Source organism: Leeuwenhoekiella sp. A2, assembly GCF_047946655.1.
In the GTDB taxonomy this organism is placed as follows: domain Bacteria; phylum Bacteroidota; class Bacteroidia; order Flavobacteriales; family Flavobacteriaceae; genus Leeuwenhoekiella.
Genome location: NZ_CP172311.1, coordinates 189750 through 204949, shown reverse-complemented (window position 1 = coordinate 204949; position 15200 = coordinate 189750). Strand labels below are relative to the sequence as shown.

At 38.0% G+C, this 15200-nt stretch carries 14 protein-coding genes and 1 rRNA gene; 4 read left to right on the top strand and 11 right to left on the bottom strand.

Annotated features, from left to right (window positions below; translation table 11 throughout):
* Positions 1–15: 15 nt before the first annotated feature.
* From ACH3PA_RS00955 to ACH3PA_RS00915, 9 genes are all read right to left on the bottom strand, one after another.
* The gene (locus tag ACH3PA_RS00955) at positions 16–2526 is read right to left on the bottom strand and encodes a PIG-L family deacetylase (RefSeq protein ID WP_416448368.1); all 2511 of its coding nucleotides are present in this window, start codon (positions 2524–2526) and stop codon (positions 16–18) included.
* 82 nt (positions 2527–2608) lie between these two features.
* A complete protein-coding gene (locus ACH3PA_RS00950; RefSeq protein ID WP_416448367.1) occupies positions 2609–3520 on the bottom strand; it encodes a septum formation inhibitor Maf in 912 nt (303 codons plus the stop codon).
* 36 nt (positions 3521–3556) lie between these two features.
* The gene (locus ACH3PA_RS00945; protein WP_416448366.1) at positions 3557–4147 is read right to left on the bottom strand and encodes a Maf family nucleotide pyrophosphatase; all 591 of its coding nucleotides are present in this window, start codon (positions 4145–4147) and stop codon (positions 3557–3559) included.
* Positions 4137–5054, bottom strand: coding sequence for a geranylgeranylglycerol-phosphate geranylgeranyltransferase (locus ACH3PA_RS00940; protein WP_416448365.1), 918 nt, complete (start codon positions 5052–5054; stop codon positions 4137–4139). The genes ACH3PA_RS00945 and ACH3PA_RS00940 overlap by 11 nt, the downstream gene beginning before the upstream one ends.
* Before the next feature lie 137 nt (positions 5055–5191).
* A complete protein-coding gene (locus ACH3PA_RS00935) occupies positions 5192–5962 on the bottom strand; it encodes a nuclear transport factor 2 family protein (protein WP_416448364.1) in 771 nt (256 codons plus the stop codon).
* Between the two features lie 4 nt (positions 5963–5966).
* Positions 5967–6698: a head GIN domain-containing protein gene (locus ACH3PA_RS00930; RefSeq protein WP_416448363.1), complete on the bottom strand. Its 732-nt coding sequence runs from the start codon at positions 6696–6698 to the stop codon at positions 5967–5969.
* 58 nt (positions 6699–6756) lie between these two features.
* The gene (locus ACH3PA_RS00925) at positions 6757–8484 is read right to left on the bottom strand and encodes a PspC domain-containing protein (RefSeq protein WP_416441438.1); all 1728 of its coding nucleotides are present in this window, start codon (positions 8482–8484) and stop codon (positions 6757–6759) included.
* Positions 8477–8821: a PadR family transcriptional regulator gene (locus ACH3PA_RS00920; protein WP_416441440.1), complete on the bottom strand. Its 345-nt coding sequence runs from the start codon at positions 8819–8821 to the stop codon at positions 8477–8479. Before ACH3PA_RS00920 ends, ACH3PA_RS00925 begins: the two co-directional genes overlap by 8 nt.
* 71 nt (positions 8822–8892) lie before the next feature.
* Positions 8893–9393 (bottom strand): DUF4870 domain-containing protein, encoded by a 501-nt coding sequence (locus tag ACH3PA_RS00915; RefSeq protein ID WP_416441442.1) that lies wholly within the window; start codon positions 9391–9393, stop codon positions 8893–8895.
* Between the two features lie 146 nt (positions 9394–9539).
* Between ACH3PA_RS00915 and ACH3PA_RS00910 the strand changes: the two genes are divergently transcribed.
* The 3 genes from ACH3PA_RS00910 (at position 9540) to ACH3PA_RS00900 (ending at position 11200) form a co-directional block, all read left to right on the top strand.
* On the top strand, positions 9540–9992 hold the full coding sequence (locus tag ACH3PA_RS00910; protein ID WP_416441444.1) for a DUF4442 domain-containing protein: 453 nt from the start codon (positions 9540–9542) through the stop codon (positions 9990–9992).
* A gap of 74 nt (positions 9993–10066) precedes the next feature.
* Positions 10067–10867 (top strand): TIGR00266 family protein, encoded by an 801-nt coding sequence (locus ACH3PA_RS00905; RefSeq protein WP_416448362.1) that lies wholly within the window; start codon positions 10067–10069, stop codon positions 10865–10867.
* A 135-nt stretch (positions 10868–11002) separates the two neighbouring features.
* Entirely contained in the window at positions 11003–11200 is a 198-nt protein-coding gene (locus ACH3PA_RS00900; protein ID WP_416441448.1) for a hypothetical protein, read from the top strand.
* Between the two features lie 48 nt (positions 11201–11248).
* Here ACH3PA_RS00900 and ACH3PA_RS00895 read toward each other — a convergent pair whose 3' ends face one another.
* Positions 11249–12190 (bottom strand): LysR family transcriptional regulator, encoded by a 942-nt coding sequence (locus ACH3PA_RS00895; RefSeq protein ID WP_416441449.1) that lies wholly within the window; start codon positions 12188–12190, stop codon positions 11249–11251.
* Positions 12191–12326: 136 nt separating this feature from the next.
* A complete protein-coding gene (locus tag ACH3PA_RS00890; RefSeq protein ID WP_416448361.1) occupies positions 12327–12740 on the bottom strand; it encodes a DUF2141 domain-containing protein in 414 nt (137 codons plus the stop codon).
* Between the two features lie 853 nt (positions 12741–13593).
* Here ACH3PA_RS00890 and ACH3PA_RS00885 point away from each other — a divergent pair.
* Positions 13594–15115: ribosomal RNA gene (locus ACH3PA_RS00885) — 16S ribosomal RNA — on the top strand.
* The last annotated feature ends 85 nt before the right edge of the window (positions 15116–15200 follow it).

Here is a 15200-nt window from a genome sequence, read left to right as displayed (position 1 = left end):
TTGGTTTGGGGTTCATTATCCTTTAATTTTTTCGTTGCTTTTTCCTACAGAAAGCAGATTTGCAAATAATCTGTAAGCTCCGGGAACGCCAGCCGGCAATTCTCTAAAAAAGCTTAGACCGGTATAAATGTAATGTCCTTTGCCGTATTGAGCCATAAGCAGACTGCCGTCTAGTGCATTTTCACCTTTATCATTTATTGAGATGACAGGTTTATATGCGTCATTCCAGACTGTGGGAAAATATAATCCGCGTTCCTGAACCCAACCCTTAAAATCTTCATCTGTAATCTTGTTAGGATAATTTAAAATCTCATTAGAAGGATCGAGTATGCGCACTTGTGCATTTTCATCAGTAACGCGATCACTTGATAAGGTTAGGGGGTAAGGACCTACATTAGGAAAATTAAAACCGCGAGCTGTATTATACTGTACAACCATGGTGCCTCCATTCTGCACATAATCAAATAAAGCCTGTTGCTTATATTTTAAAATATCTACAGTATTGTACGCGCGAATACCCATAACTACTGCGTCAAATTGATCGAGGTATTCTGGTGTGATTTTCTCTGGGTCAATTACTGCTACCTGATAACCTATTTGCTGTAAACTTTCAGGAATCACATCACCGGCGCCGGCGATATAACCTATAAAATCTCCAGCTTTTTTAATATTGAGTTTTACGATCTGACTTTGTGATGGCAGAGTTAATGTTTGTAGCGGTATGTAACCGTAATCTATCTGAATAACTTTTTTAGAATACACATTTCCATCTAAATTCACTTCCGGAATTAAAGTATTGCTATCCTGATGAGCTGGCGGCGTCACATCAAAATAAACCATAGTGCTTTCTCCTTTTGATGTAATAGATACATTTTGTTCTGATGGAGAAACCTGCCAATTGTCATCATGTTTTAAAGTCACTGAAGCTTTTAAATCTGATTTGTATGCGGTTACCCGAACGCCAATTTTTTTAGATTCTGAATCTGAAAAAATAATTACAGGTTCGTCTATAGCTGCAGAAACCGGAGGAACAATATCAAAAGGTTCAAAAACTTCTCCTTTTACCTGATCGTTGTATTTATAAACCAGATCTGATTTAAAAGGAATGGTTACACCGTTTATATCAATATTGAAAATTGCTTTAAACTCATGTGGAGTTTCTGGTAAGCCTATTAATTTTTGATCTTCTACGTTGTACATGCCTACAGAACCCGGCTTGTTAAGCCAGTACGGAGTAGTTAATGCAGCATTGCCTGTATTGATTGATATTTTCTGCCGAAAATCAGTGTTATTTAGCAGGTTTTGACCCATTTCTACCGATTTTTCTAAGGGTAAAATCACCACATTTTTAAGTTGCATTGCCGTATTACTACGGTTTATAGCTTCTATTGAAATGTCTATGTTTTCATTTGCAGTTGCAAGTTCTTGTGAAGTTGTAGCTTCCAGATAAAGACCGGCACATGCTTTTATTATACCTGTGATTTCTTTTAACTTAAGTTCACGCCAGTGCTCATCCTTAAGTTGGTCAATAAGATTGTAAGCAGTCACCAAAGCCGGTAAACTTGCAGCAGGATCTGTAAAATCGTAAGAATTCTCTACCTGACTAAGTATTTCGCCAATAGCGCGACCACCTTTTACTCTATTCCAGGAAGTATCTACTCCCGCAAAGAGGTTTCCGTTTGCTGGGTAATCACCGCGCAATAATTCTAAATATTCGGTCTGGCTCCCGCGCGAACCTGTATTCCCAAATCCCTGTGATTTATGCTGACTACGGCTTAAAGCCGAAATTTCTGTGTTACTTAATCCAAAAGCAGGGTAATAAACGCCATCATCTAGGGCGACTAAGTTGCTTTTATCTGCTTTATCAAACTTCTCCTGGCTGCCATAAAACCACCATGAAGTATTAAAAAACTCTCGTTTAGGTTGCCAGGTGGTTGTATATTTTAATTGCTCAGGAAATTTTGATGGATCATTAACCAGATCAAATGCCTGCACACTTAACATCGCAGAAGTTGTATGATGGCCGTGCGTTGTACCGGGAGATCTGTGATCAAAACGGTTTATGATAATGTCTGGTTTAAAATTGCGTATTGCCCAGACCACATCACTTAATACTTTATCTTTTTCCCAAAATTCAAGGGTTTCTTCAGGGTTTTTTGAGTAGCCAAAGTCATTTGCACGCGTAAAACGTTGTTCACCCCCATCAATTCGTCTTGCAGACAGAAGTTCTTGTGTTCTTATTACTCCCAAAAGTTCTCTTATCTCAGGACCAACCAAATTTTGACCGCCATCACCACGCGTTAGAGAAAGATATCCTGTGCGTGCTTTTACCTGATTAGCCAGGTAAGAAATAAGAGCCGTATTTTCATCGTCTGGATGCGCACCAATGTAAAGCGCTGTACCTAAAAAATTTAATTTCTGAATGTCTTCAAAAATTTCTGCAGATGTGGGTTTTTCAGGTTTTTGAGCTTTCGCGTTAAGCGAGAATAATATTAGAAATAAAAGGAGGTAACTTAATTTTTGCATGAGAGAGAGACCTTTTGCTTATCTCTTCAAATATAGCCAAATTAAGGGGAGCGGCGTTTCTTTAGAATTTCTTTAACAACAGTTACAGCTGCAAACTGTCTCTTAAATAATTGAATCTTTCTCCATTTTGTTTCCAGTAAGATGTCTTAATGGTTTTTATGCGTGTCGCTTTTGATGTGAGATTTTTGTTTCCGCTTACATAAGCTTCAGACCAACCGTTTATTGTGTGAGGAAATTGAGGGTCAAAATTAATTGTAATCGTGCGGTGCAGATCTGAGTAATGAATGGTAAAAGTTGAATTTGTTTTAGACAAAATTGCGGGATACGCTTTCTTCTCTATGTGATGCATATTAGAAAATTCTAGTGAAGGAATGACGTTGTGATTCCCCACCGGAAGTCCGTTAGGATTTACGCGTATCAATGTCCAGAATTCATCTTCAAGAAAATCTTTATCGAGACTAAAGGTTTGATCTGCCTCACCCTGAAAATAAGAATGTGAAGTAACATCAAATTTCTCTCTGCTGTTGATCTGGGCATACATGAGGCCGCACCATTCTTGTATGCTATTGCTCACTTTTAATGCATGTCTGTTCTCAACCACCGGAAAAAAAGTGCTTGTCATTATAGAATAGGGATAGATACCGGTTGTGAATTTCTTGACGGTATTGAGTTTTAGTACAGCAATATTATCATCATGCGACTCGTCTGCTTTTACCTCTTCATCTTTTAACAGGTGCTCTGTGACAAAAATGAGTGCAGCTTTACCATGTCGCATTTCGCCATAGCGAGCTTGTTCAAGATTATATGAAGTTATCTCAGCTTCATCTGCGTACCAATATTTATTAAATTCATCAGATAATGTTCTTCTTGCGGCCTGTTTCCCAAATACCGGTTTACGTTCCTGACAGGCAGTAAAAAGGTTTGCCGCAATAAGGAGAGAGATTGCAGATGTTTTAAAAGGGAGATTAAAGTTGAGTAATTTTTTGGCGCGCATACAAGTTGGTTTAACGCTAAAATTAGTACTAAATCATTAAGCCACCAATTGCATTAACATCTGATACAACAAATGCGTAGGCAAGCCCATTACGGTGTTATAACTGCCGTCAAGTTTTGTTATACCTATATGGCCAATCCATTCCTGTATACCGTAAGCACCAGCCTTATCAAAAGGTTTGTAAGTATTGATATAATGATCAATTTCATCAAGAGAGAGATCTTTAAAATGAACTGTTGCAATGTCACTTGCAAGAATGGTCTGTGATGGAGTTAATAAGCATAAGGAAGATACAACCTCATGTGAATTGCCGCTGAGTAAATGGAGCATTTTTGAGGCTTCTGAGGCGTTTTTTGGCTTCCCCAGGGCGATTTTATCCTTCCATACAATAGTATCTCCGGTAATGATTATCTCATTTTCCTGAATATCTTTTCTGAAAACTTCGGCTTTGCTGTTAGCAATGTATTCTGCGATCTCTTTAGGATTATTCAAGTCCTCTGGATAACTTTCATCAACCGGCTTTACTCGTACTTCAAAAGGAACTTCAAGACTAGACAATAGTTCCTTTCGCCGTGGCGATTGAGACGCCAGGATTATTTTATGATTCTGTAGTAAATCAGCCAGCATATTTAAGAGATAGGGTTAAAACTAATAAAGATAAAATGCCAAGAAGCATAATAATCTTAAGTAGCATAGAAAGACGCGAGAAGTCTTTTATGTTTTCTGCAGACCATGCTTTTATAGCGAAATAAAGTAAGGGAGCACAAATACCATAAAGCAGATAACCAGCCGTAATCGTATTTGTATACAAATAGACGTATATATAGTAAATGAGCAGAAAAATATAAACAACTGCCAGAATAGAACAAACTTTTGATGTGCGTTCGCGTCCCATTATTATAGCCAGACTTTTCACGCCATAATTGCGATCACCATTCACATCTTCTATATCTTTAATAATCTCCCGTAGAAAATTGAGCAAAAAGGCAAAAATTGCGTAGTCGCGCAAAACTGCGATAGGATTTGCAAGTTCATAAGAATATCTATCTAATAGCGGTAATAGATCAAAGATTATAACTACAAGAATTGAGGAAGCGACAATAAGGCTAACGATAAGGTTACCAATGAGAGTGACTTTTTTTAAGAAGGAGGCGTAAGTATAAAGAAGAGCAGATATGAGAACAAAAACTGTCGTAAAACCACTTTTACCTATTTTGTAGGAAAGGAAGAAACCCAGAGCAACACCAGCAATATTTAAAATGAAATAGTAATTATAGGCTGTAGCTTCAGAATAGAATCGCGGAATAAATGCTTTGTCAGGTTTATTAATACGATCGATCGCAACATCATTGATATCATTAATTATATAACCCGCAGCAGCAATAAGTAAACTAGCTAACAGTAGAATGCAAAATGATAATGTACTTAATGCAGCAGGTATACTTAGCGCCTTAAGAAATACAAAATGAATGATAGATTGGGTACCAGCGATTAACAGGAGGTTTTGATACCTTATGAATTTTAAAAATTTCAAAAAAGATATATTTAGGAAACTAGTCCAAATATAAAAATAAAAGCCGCTTTGAGGCGGCTTTTAACTACTAACTAGGAATTACAGATCGAGATTGATTGGTAGTGAATTATGGTTTAAAGAATTAAAAGAATGGCAGGTTACCTATCTTTAACAGCAGTATCTGCCAAAGCGCCGTGATCTCTAATTTCCAGTTTTAAATTATCTGACAGAGGATCTTCAAGAAATTCAAAAATGAGGTTAGCATCTTTATAGAAAAAGACAGAATCTGAACTGGGATAGAGTTCATACGTCTTATCTCCTGCGCTTAAGACAAGTGAACTATCTTTTGTGATTATTGTGAGATTTCCGGTTTTTTCAGAATTGTATATGCCTGCCAATTTTCTTAATTGATCATTAGTGATTTTTGCGGGAATCGTATATCTGTTACCCGGCCCATGATCATAGCTCAATACCCGCTTAATTTTCCAGATACCATCTTCTTTAAGCCAGAGTTGAGTGAATTGGGCAGAACCGGTTAAATATTCAGCACGATCTTTGGGCTTTGCATAGAACAGATGTTTACCCTGCTCTATCGCACCATAAATCTCACCGTTATTTTCTAAAGGGAAAACTTCAAGCGAATTAGGTACAAGCTCCCGTCTCATTTTATCCTGGCTACCACAAATATTCTGTTTTATACTTTCAACAAAATCGGCTTTAGAAGAGGTAATACCTCCTTTATCGTGGTAAAATTCGAAGTTTTCGCTGGTAACAGCAGCCATAGCTTCAAAATTGCAGAGGTTAAACCCCTGCTGAAAAATTATACTGTCACTTTCTTTAATTTGCTTGTACAGACTTGAATTATGATCAACCTGCGCAGCAACAAACTGAGTTACTATAAAGAGGGGAATGAACAATTTTAAGAGCATAGCTTTATTTTTTAGTGATTGAGCCACTCATGCTTTTTGGGGTATTCACTTTATTAGGATTACCCCAATACTCAACGTTACCGCCGCTGGATGCTTTAGCAACAATAGAATTGCCCGCCCAAACTTTTATGTTACCGCCGCTTGAAGCTTCGGCTATACAGTTTTCAGCTTTAAGGTCGCTGGCATCAATAGTTCCGCCAGAACTTACATTAGTTTCTACAGTTTCAGAACCGCCGGAAATTTTTATTCTTCCGCCGCTGCTAACTTCAGCTTTTACATTACGCACCGTGAGCATGGCGTCAATAGAACCGCCACTAGAAACATCAAACCTCATACGATCTCCCTCAAGCCTGTCACGGGCAATAAGATTTGCCCCGCTGCTTACAGAGATATTCTCAAGATCATCTGTATAGGTCACAATGATTTTTTTTGAACTGGCGCGTCCCAGATTGCTCTCTCTAGTAGTAATTTTAAGTGTGCTTCCTGTAACATATACATCTAAAATATCTAGCAGATTCTCATCTACTTCTGCAACTACAGATATCTCATCACCTTTGGTAAGGATAACATCCCAGCCAGAACCGGCATGTACATCTCTAAACGATTCTGTAATGTTAAGGTCTTTCTCAATTACATTGCCATTGCCGTCTGTTTTCCCCAGCACAAAATTAAAATCGCAGGAGGTCATTAGCAGCGCACAAAATGCGGTAACTAAAATTTTGATTAATGTGGTCATAACGTTTGATTTTTGATTGAACCGGAAAAAATCCGGATGGTTAGTACTTCTCTTTTAATTATCTATTAATAGTATCAAGTTGTTTATTGATAGTATCTGTAGGTATATCATTTTTGAGATCAACTGCATCTTTTTTTCTGGTTGCTGCCTCATCGTACTCGTAAGGTGCATCATCACCTTCTTCATAATCGTGGTATTGCCAGTCGCCTTCATCAATTTGATCATGATCATCAGGGCAGGTTTCACAGGTTAGTTCGCCTTGCTCCAGAATTAAGAGCTTTTCTTCAGTTCCACTTTCTAAAAGATCACCATAACGGCTGTCATTTCTATGAAAGCTTGAAGTGTTTTGAGCAGCGATGAGGTGAGCGCCTTCTGGTAAATAAACAATCACCTGTACTTCCTGATCTCTGTGTTTGTTTTTTAAGGCAGTCGTAAAATAACCGTTAAGTGTTAAGGTGTTATTATTAAAAGTGTACCCATAATCAATATTTTCGGCTCTGTCATGAGCGTCCTGATAATTACGTCCCTGGGCCGATTTTACCACTTCCAGAGCAGGTTTTCCATCTTCACTTTCTTTAACTACCAGTCGTATATCCTGATTGCGTATCACCTGCTCACCATTTTCATAATCAATTCTCCAGTTATCGCTTCTATATAAACCTCTTCTGTTAGACGATGTCATCGTAATTTTTAGCGTATCTGAAGGTTGCATATTCAATACCTCGGTACTGCTAACTTCGCTGTCTACAGAAAACGCTGTTGCTTGTCTAATACCTAAGACTGAAAGGGCTATGATTGATAGTAACCATATACCCAGTAAAGTGAGTTTCGCCGTAAGGCTCATTGATCTTAGATTATTTACTAATATTTTAAGACCTAAATAGAACATTGCAAAAAACGGGATTCCTGCGGCAAAAAATACGAGAAGTGAGATTACCCAGATAGGAGCTTCAGTTGTGTTAACAAGATCTACGTAGTCTACAAAAGTGCCATCTACAAAGCCCATTGTGCCCGCTGTAAAAAGCCCTACAAAAAGAGCAATTACCATAACGGCGCCACCTATAATAAGAGCAATACCTATCAATTTTGCGATTACTTTTAATACAAACATAAAAATGCTTCCTATCGTCGCGAAAAACCCGCCGGCTCCTTTTCTGGCTCTATTACCGTATTTCTCATAATCTACATTCTTAACGGTGTCTGCAACATTTTCAAATCCCTCTTTTACTTTACGCTGGATATTGTCGATGTTCACAGGCTTTCCCCGCATTTCTAACTTTTCTGATGTTGTAATGGCCTGAGGTACAAAAATCCAGAAGACCACATAAACCAGAATAAAGCCACCGCCGGTAAAGAAGGTCAACGCGATGAACAAAATTCTAAGCCATATCGCATCTATACCCAAATAATAGCCTAAGCCAGAACAAACGCCTGCTACATATGAGTTGTCTGTGTCGCGGTAGAGTTTTTTAGCTGCCTGAAGTGGGGCGGTTTTAGGAGATTCATCTTCAAATATCTCTTCATCAAGACGATAATCTTCCGGTTGACCCATTATCTCAATAACTTCATCAACTTCTTTAAGACCAATTACCTGGCGTTCATTTTTAACACGCTCACTAAATAACTCTGCTATGCGTGCCTCAATATCCTGAATGATCTCATCGCGACCCTGTGAGTCTGTGAATGATTTTTTAATTGCATCAAGATAGCGTTGCAGCTTGGCATATGCATTTTCATCTATATGAAAGAAAAGGCCTGCGAGATTTATATTTACTGTCTTATTCATTGTTGTTATTTTTTTGAGAGGTTACAACTTGCACCGCCCTTTGGAGATCATCCCAGGTTGTGGTCAATTCATTTAAAAAGAGTTTACCGGTTTCGGTCAATCCATAATATTTACGTGGTGGGCCGCTGGTAGATTCTTCCCAGCGATAATTGAGAAGACCCGCATTTTTAAGCCGGGTGAGTAGGGGATATATTGTTCCTTCTACCACAAGCAATCTGGCGTCTTTAAGTGTTTCAAGAATTTCTGCTACATATGCATCTTCATCTTTTAAGATGGAGAGAATGCAGTATTCCAGAACACCTTTACGCATCTGCGCTTTTGTGTTTTCAATCTTCATAGATTCTCATATTAAAATCGATTAATAACTGTGCGTTTTTTGATTGATGAATGAATATTCTCATCGGTTGATTAGGCCGAAGCTACCGTAGTGTTATCATAGGTAGTAGGTTTAATAAAATTGATACTTAATGGGTATTTATAGTCCAGGCCTCTGCTGGCATTTACCGCTGCAGATATTACTGCAATGATCTCCATTATAAAGAGACCTACTAGAAGAGCTGCAAATGTGAAGATTATGATGAGTAATCCTGAAAGCTCTCCTATTGATGAAAGATGTTCAAAATGATCTTCAAAATCATAATAACGATTTCCATCTGCAAGTTGTAATGCCTGAAATACTATAAAAGGAACTGCCAGAATTACAACTGCGATTACATAGAGTAACATGCTCATTTGAAAATTAAGAGCACGACGACCATGATTATCTATAAAAGCAGATTCTTTTTTCTGTGACATCCATAATATTAATGGAAATACAAAATTCCCAAATGGTATGAAGTACTTAGAAAAGGTTGATAAATGAATAAAAGTTGCGACGTTTTTTTGATTTGATGTTATGCTAGTTTCCATTGCTTATTATTTTCTTATGCAAATATATATACAAAAGCAGGTATTTTGTATTGCATAGTACTAATTATTAACATAAAATTAACAATAACGAGTATTGCAGGCTTTTCTTATATTGCTCTTTTTTTATAAAAGTAATAAGCTACATTATGTCACTAAGCCCTGGTAAGTTCAATAAGTTTTTAATGTTTAAGCTACCGTCTGCATGGCTGTGTGGCGTGCGCGTAAGAACAATAAGTACAACAAGTTGTACCACAACTGTAAAGTATAAATGGATTAATCAAAATCCTTTTAATTCTATGTTTTGGGCAGTACAGGGTATGGCAGCAGAATTGAGTACAGGCATCATGGTTATCAATCAAATAAAAAGCAGCGGTAAAAAAATATCGATGCTTGTAGCATCTAACAATGCTACGTTTACTAAAAAAGCTGTTGGTAAGATTACTTTTGTATGTGATGACGGTAAGAAAATTGATGATGCTATAGCTGCTGCACTGGATACTGGCGAGGGGCAAACTTTCTGGATGCAATCAAAAGGAACTAATGAAGATGGTATTGCAGTGAGTACTTTTAATTTTGAATGGACTATAAAAGCGAAATAAATAGTTTGCTTTTTGTGTAACAATATCCTTTTACATACTACCTATTTGATGAATAAACCAAAATATTTTTTGAAATGACAGCACATGAAATAGACTATAAGATCTTTGGGGAAGAAATGCAATATGTAGAGATAGAGCTAGACCCACAAGAAGGAGTGATTGCAGAAGCCGGAACCTTTATGATGATGGAAGAAGGTATTAAAATGGAAACGATCTTTGGTGATGGTTCTAAAAATGATAAAGGTTTAATGGGCAAACTTTTTGGTGCAGGCAAAAGATTACTTACCGGTGAAAGTCTGTTCATGACTGTTTTTTACAACACTATTCTAGGTAAAAAGAAGGTGAGTTTTGCAGCTCCTTACCCTGGCAAGATCATCCCTATTGATCTTTCTCTTAGTGGCGGGCGGTTTATTTGCCAGAAAGATGCGTTTTTATGTGCTGCCAAGGGGGTTTCTATTGGTATAGAATTTTCTAAAAAATTAGGCCGTGGGCTATTTGGTGGTGAAGGTTTCATCATGGAGCGATTAGAAGGCGACGGTATGGCATTTGTTCACGCTGGTGGTACTACTGCAAAAAAAGAACTTTTACCAGGTGAAAAGTTGCGCGTTGATACGGGTTGCATCATAGGTTTTGATTATACAGTTAATTATGATATAGAATTTGTAGGCGGGATCAAGAATACCATTTTTGGAGGTGAAGGGATTTTCTTTGCCACACTTACAGGACCAGGAACCGTATTTATGCAATCACTACCATTTAGCAGACTCGCTAATCGTGTTTGGGCTGCTGCACCTAAAATGGGCGGAAAAGATAAAGGAGAAGGAAGCATATTGGGTGGATTAGGTGACTTATTAGATGGCGACAACAGATTTTAGTAAAAATTGATAATAAGAAAATTAACAAAATTGTAAAATCATAAAGATTTATTGTTATATTTATGAAATCAATCTTAAAAGAGAAATATAGCTTTAAAACTACCTAACCAAGTTTTAATCATAATCAGATCAAATATGGCAAGAGCAATGTTTGAGTACACCAAAACTATACTTAACAAAGTTAGTTTTGACGCCGTACTTTTCTGCAAAGAATTAGAAAAAGCAGTCAAACGTTTACTTCCTTATGAAATAGAGGAATTGCGTGTATGGATTATCAATCTTACAAAAACACATCCAGAACTTGATAATTGTCTGGTATACTTAAATCCTTAAAATATAAAAGCCTCCGTACGGAGGCTTTTTTTGCTTTAAAGCTGTTTTTTATTGCTTCGGCAACGGACTTATTATTTGTACATTTTGAAAAGTAATAGCTCCTTTTACTACGCCGGCTATTGTAGATCGCAATACTTCTATGATCTGCATTTTGAGTTCGCTCTTATGATATAATAAACTTACTTCTCTTGCTGGTGCAGGTTCTGTGAAATGATGCAAGTATTGCTTCTCGCTATCTTTAATTTCTAAAGTATGCAGGTAGGGGAGAAGGGTCATCCCTAAACCTTCATTAGCCAGTTTTATAAGCGTTTCAAAACTTCCGCTTTCAAGCGAAAAAACTTCCTCTTCAAAATTTCTGTTTGTCTTACATAAGTTGATAACCCCGTCTCTAAAACAGTGCCCATCTTCTAAGAGTAACATATCATTAAGATCAAGATCTGCTGTAGTTAAACTTTTTTGATGATGTAATTTGTGATTTTGTGGTATGTAAGCAACGAAAGGCTCGTAATAAAGAGGACGCTCTTTTATATTTTCAGCATGTAAAGGAGTCGCTGCAATTGCTGCATCAAGATGACCTTCTTCAAGTTTGCCTATAATAGTTTCAGTTGGCATTTCTTCAATCTTTAATTTCACCTTAGGGTATCTATTGATGAAATTGCGAAGAAACATGGGGAGTAGTGTTGGCATCACAGTAGGTATTACACCTAGTTTAAACTCTCCACCTATAAAACCCTTTTGTTGATCTACTATATCAGAAATGCGATTTGCTTCATTTACAATATTTCGTGCCTGGTTAACAATCTTCTTTCCTATTTCAGTTAGTTCAATAGGTTTTTTACCGCGATCAAATATGAGAATATCCAGCTCATCTTCTAGTTTCTGTATTTGCATGCTTAATGTAGGCTGCGTTACAAAAGTCTTTTCTGCAGCTTTCGTGAAATTTTGATTTTCGGCAACAGCCAGTACATATTTTAATTGAGTGATTGTCATACTTTAATTTTACATTGACAAAAGTACATTAGCTATTGATAAAATTTATTAAAATTCATTTAAAAGTTGGGGTTTTTCTATAATAAAAAAGTCTCCTATTATATATAAGAGACTTCTACTATATACGACCTTAAATCTAAAGTCTTATTTCAAGTATTATAGGATCTTGCTGTACTTCGAATTTTGAATCTTCCCATTGTGGTGGTCCCATAGTCATATTGTTGTTAGAAGAGCCATAGCTTTCTAGGGGCATTCCATTTGTGTCAAAGTCCATTTGTTTGTTATCATTCTTGTCATAATAGCAAAGCACAGCATAATTTCCTGGTTCTATATTATTAAAGGTGACTATTGTTTTGCCCTCTTCTATTGTGCCTTCTGCAGTTTGCAGAGGGGGTGCTACCATAAAAGTCTCTTCTGTATAGAGTCCAAATTGTACAGTTCCCTCTGTTCCCGCAATATTATTTACAGATACCTTAATTGTTGTCCCTTTTTCCTGACTATACATAATAGTATTTAAAAGAAGTAATAAGAGAGTTACAGCTGTTTTCATAATTAGGATATTTTATAAGATCTAATATATATAAAAGAAGTGTTCAAATTATATAAATAGAACTCAAGTGTTGAATTTTGTAGTTGTATTGGCTCATAGTGACAGTAAATAAAGCCTAAGGCTTTACAAATTCATAAACAAGACATATTTATATAACCGTATTTAATTGATAATGAAGTGTAAGTAAAAAATATTAAAAAAATGATAAAATTAAGCTTGCTCAGTCGAGAAACCTTTCTATATTTGCGCTCCCTAAAAACGGAAAAAGTGGTTAGGGAAACGTTCTGAAAAATATTTTAAAAAGAATAAAAAAAATACTTGCAGGTTTAAATATCTAGAGTATCTTTGCCGACCCAAATAACACGAAAGTGCTGCGGGAAATGTTCTTTAAAAATAATGCAAAAAAAGATTAGCAAAGTGCTTGCAGGATTAAAAAAGCGTAGTATCTTTGCCTTCCGGTTTAGTTGAAAAACACGTCGGAAAGTTCTTACAAATCTTCAAAAATATTCACTAAAAAAAACTTAAAAAAAGTTTTGGTGGTTAAATAAAAAGAGTTGTATATTTGCAGCCGCTTACAGAGAGAGTAAGTGAGGTTCTAAAACAAGATGAGAGGTTAAGAAAAACGAGTTTAGGATTTGTTTTTAAAATAGGGGTTCAACTCCCTTACATCTAGCAAGAATAGAGTTGGTTAAACAACTTGAAGTTCATTGATTTATTGAATTGACAGCGCGTATTATTTAGAAGTAAATAATACTAGAAATTAAAGACTAGAATGACCATTTTGAGCTCGTAGCAAATTTATTTGTTACACCTAAAATTTTCCTTGAAGTCGTTGAATAGTATATAAGAGACAACGATGAAGAGTTTGATCCTGGCTCAGGATGAACGCTAGCGGCAGGCCTAACACATGCAAGTCGAACGGTAACAGTTCCTTCGGGAAGCTGACGAGTGGCGCACGGGTGCGTAACGCGTATGCAATCTGCCTTGTACTGGGGTATAGCCCAGGGAAACTTGGATTAATCCCCCATAGTATAGATGAGTGGCATCACTTATTTATTAAAGGTTACGGTACAAGATGAGCATGCGTCCTATTAGCTAGTAGGTGTGGTAACGGCACACCTAGGCTACGATAGGTAGGGGTCCTGAGAGGGAGATCCCCCACACTGGTACTGAGACACGGACCAGACTCCTACGGGAGGCAGCAGTGAGGAATATTGGACAATGGGCGGAAGCCTGATCCAGCCATGCCGCGTGCAGGAAGACGGCCCTATGGGTTGTAAACTGCTTTTATACGGGAAGAATAAGGACTACGTGTAGTCCGATGACGGTACCGTATGAATAAGCACCGGCTAACTCCGTGCCAGCAGCCGCGGTAATACGGAGGGTGCAAGCGTTATCCGGAATCATTGGGTTTAAAGGGTCCGTAGGTGGGCCAATCAGTCAGTGGTGAAAGTCTGCAGCTCAACTGTAGAACTGCCATTGATACTGTTGGCCTTGAATTGTTATGAAGTAGCTAGAATATGTAGTGTAGCGGTGAAATGCATAGATATTACATAGAATACCGATTGCGAAGGCAGGCTACTAATAATTGATTGACACTGATGGACGAAAGCGTGGGGAGCGAACAGGATTAGATACCCTGGTAGTCCACGCCGTAAACGATGGTTACTAGCTGTTGGGCCTAATTAAGGGCTCAGTGGCCAAGCGAAAGTGATAAGTAACCCACCTGGGGAGTACGTTCGCAAGAATGAAACTCAAAGGAATTGACGGGGGCCCGCACAAGCGGTGGAGCATGTGGTTTAATTCGATGATACGCGAGGAACCTTACCAGGGCTTAAATGTAGTCTGACAGATTTGGAAACAGATTTTTCTTCGGACAGATTACAAGGTGCTGCATGGTTGTCGTCAGCTCGTGCCGTGAGGTGTCAGGTTAAGTCCTATAACGAGCGCAACCCCTGTTGTTAGTTGCCAGCGAGTCATGTCGGGAACTCTAACAAGACTGCCAGTGCAAACTGTGAGGAAGGTGGGGATGACGTCAAATCATCACGGCCCTTACGTCCTGGGCCACACACGTGCTACAATGGCCGGTACAGAGAGCAGCCACTTCGTAAGGAGGAGCGAATCTATAAAACCGGTCACAGTTCGGATCGGGGTCTGCAACTCGACCCCGTGAAGCTGGAATCGCTAGTAATCGCATATCAGCCATGATGCGGTGAATACGTTCCCGGGCCTTGTACACACCGCCCGTCAAGCCATGGAAGCTGGGGGTACCTGAAGTCCGTCACCGTAAGGAGCGGCCTAGGGTAAGACCGGTAACTGGGGCTAAGTCGTAACAAGGTAGCCGTACCGGAAGGTGCGGCTGGAACACCTCCTTTCTAGAGCTTTTCTCAAGCAATTGAGATAAAGACGCGACTTTAAGGAAAGACATAGGGTTTAAAAGGACATTTTGGTCTTTATAGC